The organism is Pseudomonas sp. Sample_24 (assembly GCF_004307605.1).
Taxonomy (GTDB): domain Bacteria; phylum Pseudomonadota; class Gammaproteobacteria; order Pseudomonadales; family Pseudomonadaceae; genus Aquipseudomonas.
Window position 1 is genome coordinate 46,276 of record NZ_RCNW01000100.1, and the last position, 9,593, is coordinate 55,868.

At 52.3% G+C, this 9,593-nt stretch carries 9 protein-coding genes and 2 pseudogenes; all 11 read right to left on the reverse strand.

The window, feature by feature from the left end; genetic code table 11:
• Nucleotides 1–6 precede the first annotated feature (6 nt).
• Nucleotides 7–1,092: a DegT/DnrJ/EryC1/StrS aminotransferase family protein gene (locus D8V06_RS04825; RefSeq protein WP_130908551.1), complete on the reverse strand. Its 1,086-nt coding sequence runs from the start codon at nucleotides 1,090–1,092 to the stop codon at nucleotides 7–9.
• Between the two features lie 11 nt (nucleotides 1,093–1,103).
• Nucleotides 1,104–2,198 (reverse strand): GDP-mannose 4,6-dehydratase, encoded by a 1,095-nt coding sequence (gmd, locus tag D8V06_RS04830; protein ID WP_130904137.1) that lies wholly within the window; start codon nucleotides 2,196–2,198, stop codon nucleotides 1,104–1,106.
• A 103-nt stretch (nucleotides 2,199–2,301) separates the two neighbouring features.
• Nucleotides 2,302–3,675 (reverse strand): phosphomannomutase, encoded by a 1,374-nt coding sequence (locus tag D8V06_RS04835; protein ID WP_130904138.1) that lies wholly within the window; start codon nucleotides 3,673–3,675, stop codon nucleotides 2,302–2,304.
• 140 nt (nucleotides 3,676–3,815) lie between these two features.
• A complete protein-coding gene (locus D8V06_RS04840) occupies nucleotides 3,816–5,258 on the reverse strand; it encodes a mannose-1-phosphate guanylyltransferase/mannose-6-phosphate isomerase (protein WP_130904139.1) in 1,443 nt (480 codons plus the stop codon).
• 401 nt (nucleotides 5,259–5,659) lie between these two features.
• Nucleotides 5,660–6,547, reverse strand: coding sequence for a glucose-1-phosphate thymidylyltransferase RfbA (gene rfbA, locus D8V06_RS04845; protein WP_130904140.1), 888 nt, complete (start codon nucleotides 6,545–6,547; stop codon nucleotides 5,660–5,662).
• Nucleotides 6,544–6,763: pseudogene (locus D8V06_RS30740) on the reverse strand (sugar nucleotide-binding protein); the annotation flags it as partial. The pseudogene D8V06_RS30740 and the gene rfbA, both read right to left, overlap by 4 nt.
• A gap of 30 nt (nucleotides 6,764–6,793) precedes the next feature.
• A pseudogene (locus D8V06_RS04855) lies at nucleotides 6,794–6,904 on the reverse strand (sugar nucleotide-binding protein); the annotation flags it as partial.
• Entirely contained in the window at nucleotides 6,901–7,977 is a 1,077-nt protein-coding gene (gene rfbB, locus D8V06_RS04860) for a dTDP-glucose 4,6-dehydratase (protein ID WP_177434370.1), read from the reverse strand. The gene rfbB and the pseudogene D8V06_RS04855, both read right to left, overlap by 4 nt.
• Before the next feature lie 225 nt (nucleotides 7,978–8,202).
• On the reverse strand, nucleotides 8,203–8,442 hold the full coding sequence (locus D8V06_RS04865; protein ID WP_130908549.1) for a LapA family protein: 240 nt from the start codon (nucleotides 8,440–8,442) through the stop codon (nucleotides 8,203–8,205).
• 27 nt (nucleotides 8,443–8,469) lie between these two features.
• On the reverse strand, nucleotides 8,470–8,766 hold the full coding sequence (gene ihfB, locus D8V06_RS04870) for an integration host factor subunit beta (protein ID WP_007899751.1): 297 nt from the start codon (nucleotides 8,764–8,766) through the stop codon (nucleotides 8,470–8,472).
• Nucleotides 8,767–8,916: 150 nt separating this feature from the next.
• Nucleotides 8,917–9,195 carry a hypothetical protein gene (locus D8V06_RS04875; protein WP_056856453.1) on the reverse strand — a complete coding sequence of 93 codons (279 nt, stop codon included), beginning with the start codon at nucleotides 9,193–9,195 and terminating at the stop codon, nucleotides 8,917–8,919.
• Nucleotides 9,196–9,593: the final 398 nt, after the last annotated feature.

The following is a 9,593-nucleotide window of genomic DNA, read 5'->3' on the forward strand; positions in this document are numbered from 1 at the left end:
GCATCATCAGCTGGCAAAGTAAGATCGAATCTCTTCTACTACTTGCTGCACCTGCTCACGAGTCAGAGTCGGATAACTCGGAAGGTTCATCCCACGCGAGCTAAGATCCTGCGCGACCGGAAAAGTCTCGTCCGTTTTGCAATGCGGCATGGTGTTAGCGGGAGCGAACAATGGGCGTGTCTCGATACCTTTGCTCTTCAAATGATCACGCAGCGCCTGACGCTTGCTCGCATCATCCAGCACTACCGAGCACATCCAGTAGGAGTGACGGGTTCCTGGCTGCTCTGCGTGCATCTGCAATGGAAGCCCTTCAAGTGCTTCACGGTACCAGTCCGCGACCTGCCGCTTGAGTGCAATGATCTCGTCAGCACGTTCCAATTGAGCGAGGCCAATGGCCGCGCAGATATTGGTCATCCGATAGTTGTAAGCCAACTCGTCGTGCCAGTATTCCCGGGTCTTGGAGACGCCTTGACTCTTGAGATGGCAGGCTCTTTCGTGAATGTCCTTGTTCTTGCAAACCACCATTCCACCTTCACCGGTGGTAATGGTTTTGTTGCCGAAGAAACTGAAGGTAGCGACATCGCCAAAGGTGCCAACATGCTGATCTTTGTACAGAGAGCCAAAAGCTTCTGCGCAGTCTTCGATCAGCAGCAGATTGTGCTCTTTGCAAAGCGCGACGACTTCGTCCATGTCACAGCTCAAGCCGTACAAGTGCACGACCATGACCGCTTTGGTTTTTGGCGTGATACGACTGCGAATGTCAGCAATGTCGACGTTCCAGGTATCCGCCAACGATTCGGCGTACACGACTTTCGCCCCGGTCTGCATGATGGTGTTGACCGACGCGACATAGGTCAGTGTCGGAACAATCACTTCATCGCCAGGCCCAAGCCCCAATGCTGCCATTGCCAGGTGAAGAGCTACGGTGCCATTGCTCACTGTGGTCGCGTGTTCTGCACCAATGTAACGGGCGAACTCGCTCTCAAAACGGGAGATAAATTCTCCACGAGAAGAAATCCAGGTCGAATCGAGACACTGGTTTACGTATTCCTTTTCGCGGCCGCCCAGGAAGGGCTGATATACAGGAATCATCCCAGCCCCCTTTATTCCTGACCTTGGAAATATTTAAAGCCGTGTTCAGCGACCAGCTTGTCGCGTTTGGCTTCACGCAGATCTTCACGCATCATTTCTTCTACCAACTCATTGAAGGAGGTAGTTGGCTCCCAGCCCAATTTTGCCTTGGCTTTGCTTGGGTCACCCAGCAGCGTCTCAACTTCGGCAGGACGGAAATAACGCGGGTCGACGGCAACGATGCATTGGTTGGTAGCGACGTCGTAACCTTTCTCGTCTACACCCGTACCTTCCCAACGAATCTTGATGTCGATTTCTTTCGCAGCAACCTCGACAAACTCGCGAACAGAATGCTGTTCACCTGTCGCGATCACGAAGTCGTCTGGCGTTTCCTGTTGCAACATGAGCCATTGCATTTCTACGTAATCACGGGCATGACCCCAGTCACGCAGGGCGTCCATGTTACCGAGGTACAGGCAGTCTTGCAGACCGACCTTGATTCGTGCCAAAGCACGTGTGATTTTGCGAGTTACGAATGTTTCACCGCGAATTGGCGATTCGTGGTTGAAGAGAATACCGTTGCAAGCATACATACCGTAGGACTCGCGATAGTTCACGGTGATCCAGTAGGCGTACATCTTGGCGACGGCATATGGGGAGCGTGGATAGAAAGGAGTAGTCTCTTTCTGAGGAATTTCCTGCACCAGACCGTAAAGCTCAGAAGTCGATGCCTGATAGAACTTGGTCTTCTTTTCAAGGCCGGCGATACGGATTGCTTCCAGAATGCGCAGTGTACCCATGGCATCCGTGTCAGCGGTGTATTCTGGCGACTCGAAGGATACAGCAACGTGGCTCTGCGCCCCGAGGTTGTAAACTTCATCGGGTTGGACTTCCTGCACGATGCGGATCAGGCTGCTCGAATCGGTCAGGTCACCGTAGTGCAGATTCAGATCGTAGCCTTTCTTATGCGGGTCGTGGTAAAGGTGGTCAATACGGTGAGTATTGAACAGCGAGGCACGGCGCTTGATGCCGTGTACCGAATAACCTTTTTTGAGCAGGAACTCAGCGAGGTAAGCCCCATCTTGACCAGTAATACCCGTAATCAACGCTACTTTCTTGTCGCTCATTTTTTCACCAATTTAAATTAATCAATCGAACAGTAAGTCTCTATCAGAGAGCCAACTCATTGCCGCCCTCTCACCTTCCATTCGGAAGTGAGAACCGTTTTTTTCATTCCATATATTTACTGTTCAGCAATCCCTCAATTTCTTTGACTTTTGTAGCTACCAGCGCCGGATCCCTTCTGCTCTCCACATTCAGTCTCAACAAGGGTTCGGTATTGGAACCTCGCAGATTGAAACGCCAATCAGAGAAATCCAGGCTAATTCCATCCGTTTCGTCCAGTTGAGGTGACTGAGGCAAATAATGCTTCAAGACCTCTTCCAGTGCTGCTGCCACGTTGCTCACTCGGTAGTTGATTTCGCCACTGCATGGATAGGCGGCAATGCGCTCATCAACAAGCTGGGCCAGATTTTTACCCGAGGCAGACATCAACGCAGTCACCAGCAGCCAGGGAATCATGCCGCTGTCACAATAAGCAAAATCCCGGAAATAATGGTGGGCACTCATTTCACCACCATAGATTGCATTTTCCAGGCGCATGCGCTCCTTGATAAAGGCGTGACCAGTTTTGCATTGTACTGAAACACCGCCCGCCAATCGAACCTGATCGATGGTGTTCCATGTCAGCCGCGGGTCATGAATGATCTTCGACCCCGGGTTCTTTTTCAGCAGCATTTCTGCCAGCAGCCCTACCAGGTAATAACCTTCGATGAATCGACCATTCTGGTCAAAAAAGAAGCAACGGTCGAAATCGCCATCCCAAGCCAACCCCAGATCGCAGCCGTTTTCCAGCAAGGATAGCCGTGTCAGGTCACGATTTTCCGGCAGCAACGGGTTAGGTACACCGTTCGGAAAATTGCCATCGGGTTCAGCATTGATCATCACCCATTCGAAAGGCAGCCTCGAAACCAATTGTTGCAATACCGGCCCAGCTGCGCCATTGCCCGGGTCGGCCAGTATTTTCAATGGCTTCAGATTGTCGACATTGACGTAAGAAAGCAGATGCTCGATGTAGCGAGACTTATCCAATTCGTATTGAATCTTGCCGGGAGTTGTCGCCAACGCTCCCAGATCCCCTGCTTCCACACGGTCGCGTATGGCATGGAGACCGGTATCACCACTGATCGGCCGAGATTGCGCCTTTACCAGCTTCATCCCGTTGTAGCCCTTGGGATTGTGGCTTGCAGTGATCATCACGCCGCCGTCAGCTCCAAACGCACTGGTGGCAAAGTAGACTTCCTCGGTGCCGCACAACCCTATATCGATGACATTCGCGCCTGCCTCAAGCAACCCACGAGTCATCGCCTCTGCCAGCATTGGGCTTTCGAGGCGCATATCCCGGCCCAGCACAACATTCCTGGCCTGCAATTCGGCAACCAAGGCTCGACCAATCCGGTAGGCAACTTCTTCATTGAGATCGGACGGAACCTGGCCACGAATGTCATAGGCTTTGAAACATTGGGTTTTGATAGGGGTGTTCATACCGCTCTCTTACTGAGGTATATGAAGTGATGCCGCACCGCGAGTCACACGTCTGCGACAGACGGAAGTATCAGCCTAGATAAAAAGCAAAAAAGCCCGGTCGGCGAGTACCTCACCGACCTGGCTTGAGCAAGGCCCTGTTACTTGTCGGCGCGACCGTAGTTATCATCGAAGCGCACGATATCGTCCTCGCCGAGATAATCACCACTTTGCACTTCAATCAGCACCAGGTCTATGACCCCCGGGTTCATCAATCGATGCTGGTGGCCCGCACGGATAAATGTCGACTCATTGGTGTTCAACATCAGCTCCTGCTTGTCGTTGATGACCACAGCCATGCCACTGACGACGATCCAGTGTTCGCTTCGGTGATGATGCATTTGCAGGGACAGCGACGCCTTCGGCTTCACCACAATGCGCTTGATTTTGAAACGATCGCCGTTTTCAAGCGTTGTGTAAGTACCCCACGGGCGATGCACGGTGCGGTGCAGCAGGTGAACCGTATGACTGCAAGCTTTGAGCTGATTGACTATGTGTTTTACGTCTTGAGCGTGATCTTTGTGGGCAATCATCACTGCGTCAGGTGTATCAATCACTAGCAGATCTTCAACACCCACCAGTGCCGTCAGGCGGCCTTCACTGTTCACATAGTTGTTGCGCGACCCGTGAGACAGCACTTCCCCCTCAAAACGGTTGCCATTCTCATCAGGTTCAGTCAACTCACTGACGGCATTCCACGAGCCTATGTCACTCCAACCGATATCGCATGGAATGGTCGCGACCTTGGACGAACGCTCCATCAGCGCGTAGTCGATGGAAATATCCGGCACTTCGGCGAATGCTTCAGCGTTGAGCGCGAGGCAGCGATACTTGGAAGACGACGTAAGACGCGATTGCTCGATGGTCTTGATGACAGCGGCCACGACGTCCGGTGCATGCTCGCGGAGTTCTTCGAGAACTGTGCCGACCCGAAAACAGAACATACCGGAATTCCAGTAATAATTACCTGCGCTGACATAGGCTTGGGCTGTATCCAGATCAGGCTTTTCGACGAAGCGGGCTACCTTCAATCCGCCCTTCAAGGGTGCAGCTTTCTGCGCCTCTATGTAGCCGAATCCGGTTTCGGGATACGTCGGCTGAATGCCGAATGTGACCAGCCATCCTTCGGCGGCGAGCGCCATGGCGTTAGTCACGGCAGCAGCAAAAGCTTTTTCATCTTTGATCAGATGATCTGCAGCCAATACCAGCATCTGGGCATCAGGGCCGTGGGAGGCTTCCAGTTGTAGCGCGGCAGCAGCAACGGCGGCTGCTGTATTGCGGCCGAATGGTTCCAGAATGAAACCTTGCGCAAGCTTGGCTTTATTGACTGCGCCGTATTCGTCTTCGGTTTTGAACAAGAGCTCCCGGTTGGTCACCGTGAGAATCTCTACCACGCTTTCCAGGCGCGATGCGCGCAGAAAAGTTTTCTGAATGAGATTCTGGCCATCTGGCAAGTCCATGAACGGCTTGGGGTGAGCCTCTCGAGAAACAGGCCACAAACGGCTACCCACTCCACCAGACAAAATTACGGGAATCAGTTCCATGCTCTAGGTCCTTAATCCCCTCCTCTGGCAGATGCGACCAGCAAGCGGGGCTCAGTTATGTTTCCAGTCATTCCTGCATCGTAATCAATGCAAGCTATTGCTTGAAGCGATTGCAGTTGGGGCTGCTCAACGTTGATACAATCCTGTCGGGCCTCCTGATGCACTTCGCCTGCACGAACCTCCCTGGCACCGGCTCTCGGATATTCACACCGTTTCAAGCAACTCAATTGAGAATCAGCTGTGTATCCAACAGGCCTAACAATTCTGTCGACCATTCTACAGCTAGTACTGACGATTAATAACTCACGGGCCGACCGGAGACGAAAAAATCATTTGAAAACAAATAAATGGCGTTGTTATCTGCCATCAAAATAACATCAACCCTCAACACCGATGAAATATCAGCGCGGATGGGATTCCAGAAGCTTTTCCAGATACTGACCGTAACCAGTCTTGCCAAGACGCTCAGCCTGGGCCAGCAACTCGGCGGCTGAAATCCATCCTTTGTTGTAGGCAATTTCTTCAAGACACGCGACTTTCAGTCCTTGGCGCTTCTCGATTGTGTGTACGAAGTGGCTCGCCTCAAGCAAAGAATCGTGGGTTCCTGTATCCAACCAAGCAAACCCGCGCCGGAGCATCTCGACCTTGAGCGACTTTTGCTCGAGGTAGACGCGATTGATATCAGTAATTTCCAGCTCGCCTCGCGCCGAAGGTTTGATGTTCTTCGCGATCTCGACAACCTGATTGTCATAGAAGTACAAGCCAGTCACTGCATAGTTGGACTTGGGGTGCTGCGGCTTCTCTTCAATACTCAAGACTTGACCTGTTGCATCAAACTCCACGACACCAAAGCGTTCCGGATCTGAGACGTGATAGCCAAAAATGGTCGCCCCATGTACCTGATCACCAGCCGAGCGAAGGTGCTCGGTAATTTGGCCGTAGAAGATGTTATCTCCTAGAATCAAGCAGCACGGGTCATCACCAATGAATTCTTCACCGATGATGAAAGCTTGCGCCAAGCCATCTGGGCTTGGTTGTTCGGCATAGCTGAGCTTGATACCGTAAAGGCTGCCATCGCCCAGCAACTTGCGGAAATTCGGTATGTCTTCCGGCGTGGAGATAATCAAGATTTCCCGGATGCCGGCGAGCATCAGCACAGACAGAGGATAGAAAATCATTGGTTTGTCGTAGATAGGCAACATTTGCTTAGACACACCAAGAGTCAGCGGGTGCAAACGCGTGCCCGAACCACCAGCGAGGATGATGCCTTTACGATTGATCGTGCTCATTTATTAAGAACTTCCCTAAGCATTCGATTTACACCATTTTGCCAATCCGGCAAGTGTAGAGAAAAATTCTCGCGCAGCTTCTAGTATTCAAACGCAAATTCAGAGGACGACGAGCGGGCGCAGGATAGGTAGCCGATTCTACTGGACTAATCGTTTTTACGGCGAGCTGCCGCCGCTTGCCTGAGCGAAACCGATCGCATAGCTGGCGTAACCATGCAAAAGACACCTTGCCACTTACAGCGAGGGAAGACCATCGGTGACGCGCCGATCCACGGCAATCAATTCACCAAGCGGAGGCAGCGAGCGTTGCAGCTCCCACCCCAACTGACCGTTCTTTCCAAGTAGCAGGATTTTCATGCGTTGTTTGAGCGACCTGCGTAGTTCTGATCGATCCATTGTTGGTAGCTACCACTTTTCACATGCTCAACCCACTCAGCATTTTCTAAATACCATTCGACGGTTTTGCGAATTCCGGTCTCGAAGGTTTCCTCCGGCACCCAGCCAAGCTCACGCTGGATTTTACTGGCGTCGATCGCGTAGCGCTGGTCGTGCCCAGGGCGATCCTGAACGTAGGTGATAAGGTTGGCATGTGGCCGATGTGCCGAGTCCGGACGAAGCTCGTCGAGCAGCGCACAGAGAGTACGCACCACTTCTATGTTTTGCTTTTCGTTATGGCCGCCAATGTTGTATGTCTCGCCCACTACGCCGTCGGTTACCACTTTGTAAAGGGCGCGGGCGTGATCTTCAACGTAGAGCCAGTCGCGAACCTGGTTGCCCTTACCGTAGACCGGCAATGGTTTGCCCTCTAGCGCATTGAGAATGATCAACGGGATCAGTTTCTCGGGAAAGTGGCAAGGGCCATAGTTGTTCGAGCAATTCGTTACCAGTACGGGTAGGCCGTAGGTACGGCTCCAGGCACGAACCAGATGGTCGGAACTAGCCTTGCTGGCTGAATATGGCGAACTCGGCTGATAGGGGGTGTTTTCGGTAAAGAGATCTTCTGGGCCATCAAGGTCACCATAGACTTCATCTGTCGAAATATGGTGAAAGCGAAAGTTGGCCTTGCGTACATCATCCAACCCAGTCCAATAACGGCGCGCCGCTTCGAGCAACGTATAAGTACCGATAATATTGGTCTGGATGAATTCAGATGGGCCAGAGATCGAGCGATCAACATGCGACTCAGCAGCCAGATGCATGATCGCGTCCGGCTGATGCTCGTGCAGGATTCGATTAATCTGATCCCGATCGCAGATGTCGACATGCTCAAAGGCGTAACGCGGGCTCTGACCAACTTGAGACAGTGACTCAAGGTTGCCAGCATAAGTCAGCTTATCGACGTTAACGACAGAGTCATTGGTGCTGGAAATGATATGACGAATGACCGCCGAGCCAATAAACCCGGCGCCACCGGTAACAAGAATTTTCACGCGAAACCATACCCTTGAGTTGCAGACAGCCGTCAAGTCGCGCACTGCCTGATCCATGAATGCAATACCCATCAAACCAGCCGAGACCTCTGACGAAAAAGCCTTAACTGTTATGGGAATATGCCACTATCGGAGAAGCGCAACATTTTACAGCTTAATGACGGTTTTACTATTGGATATGGACAAGCAGTAATTGACGTTTAATTGTCACTTGCAGTGCCGCAATCAAACGAGCCGTCTGCGCGACGCTCTGGAGACACGACCCAAAATCCAGCTAATGACCGGCCCAATCACCATGCCGATCAGCAGCGCCAACACTATGACCAACGAAACGGGTAACTGCGGCCCCGCCCAGCCAAGGAATAGCAGGGAAACCGATTGCTGATTCTCGAGGACAAACGCCAGGATCGCCAACACCAACAGCAGAATGAACACCGCGAGCAATATACGCTTGAGGTTACGCATCAGCAGCTCCTTGAATCACAGAGACTGTCAAAGGCCTTCTTCCTCTTCCTCATTCACGCGATCTCGCAGCTCCTTCCCCGGCTTGAAATGCGGAACAAACTTGCCATCCAGGCTAACCGACTGACCAGTCTTCGGATTGCGCCCTACCCGCGGCGCGCGGTAGTGCAAGGAGAAGCTGCCGAACCCGCGGATCTCGATCCGATCACCGGTGGCCAGGCATTGGGACATTTGTTCGAGCATGGTCTTGATGGCCAGCTCGACATCCTTGGATGAGAGCAGCCCTTGATGGGTGACAATTCGTTCGATCAACTCCGACTTCGTCATATTTTTCCCTTCTTTTTCAAGCAGCTAGGAAAATCGCTCCAGAGGTTTTAGCACGCCCGCATCAATTTGAACAGCCCGAGTTTTGACATATCTTCCAGCACAAGAAGGTGGCGGTTCTGAGTGTCACTACGCCGATCCTGATTGGCGACGTTACCTGCAGATGACCAGCATGGTTCGTGTCAGGTAGCCTGCCGGATTGAAGCCGAATGGGAATTCATCCTCTTCCTTTGCATCGTCTGACCGGGTGACGACTTTATAGCCGGCGCCCTTGCACTCCTTGGCTGCGCGCTTTTGGCACTTCTCCCAGCCTGAGCCCAATCCCGAACAATCAACCTCAATGCCGCTGACACCTCGTACCGCATGGGTCTTGGCATTAGTGGTACAGCCCGCCAGTGTCAGTAAAGCTATTGCGACGATGAGCTTGTTCATTCACTTCCTTATGCCAGGCATGCTGCCCTGGCTTGGTTCGCTTGAGCGTAAGACTAGCTGCAAATAAGCGGTTGATCCTGTTAAAGAAAGAGACAGCTGAACGGAGGTGTTGGTTTCGTGGGTTTGCTGATCGTGTGGACGACCCGGACAGTTCGCAGCCTTCGGCAGCACCTACGGGGGGAAGCTACAAATTGCAGGCGAAAAAAAAGGGCGACCGAAGTCGCCCTTTTTACAGAAAGTCAGAACTTAGTTCTGTTTTTCCATTTGTGCACGCAACAGGTCGCCCAGAGTGGTAGGACCAGCAGCGATGTCAGCAGCAGGCTTGTCTTTCAAGCTCTGGATTGCTTCTTTCTCTTCAGCATCGTCTTTCGACTTGATCGAGAGCTGGATTACGCGGC

Coding starts and splice junctions, on each gene's coding strand:
- ihfB (WP_007899751.1), bottom strand. CDS start 8,766: ATGACGAAGTCGGAGTTGATCGAACGAATTGTCACCCATCAAGGGCTG.
- D8V06_RS04835 (WP_130904138.1), bottom strand. CDS start 3,675: ATGAACACCCCTATCAAAACCCAATGTTTCAAAGCCTATGACATTCGT.
- D8V06_RS04865 (WP_130908549.1), bottom strand. CDS start 8,442: ATGCGTAACCTCAAGCGTATATTGCTCGCGGTGTTCATTCTGCTGTTG.
- D8V06_RS04825 (WP_130908551.1), bottom strand. CDS start 1,092: ATGATTCCTGTATATCAGCCCTTCCTGGGCGGCCGCGAAAAGGAATAC.
- rfbA (WP_130904140.1), bottom strand. CDS start 6,547: ATGAGCACGATCAATCGTAAAGGCATCATCCTCGCTGGTGGTTCGGGC.
- D8V06_RS04840 (WP_130904139.1), bottom strand. CDS start 5,258: ATGGAACTGATTCCCGTAATTTTGTCTGGTGGAGTGGGTAGCCGTTTG.
- D8V06_RS04875 (WP_056856453.1), bottom strand. CDS start 9,195: ATGAACAAGCTCATCGTCGCAATAGCTTTACTGACACTGGCGGGCTGT.
- gmd (WP_130904137.1), bottom strand. CDS start 2,198: ATGAGCGACAAGAAAGTAGCGTTGATTACGGGTATTACTGGTCAAGAT.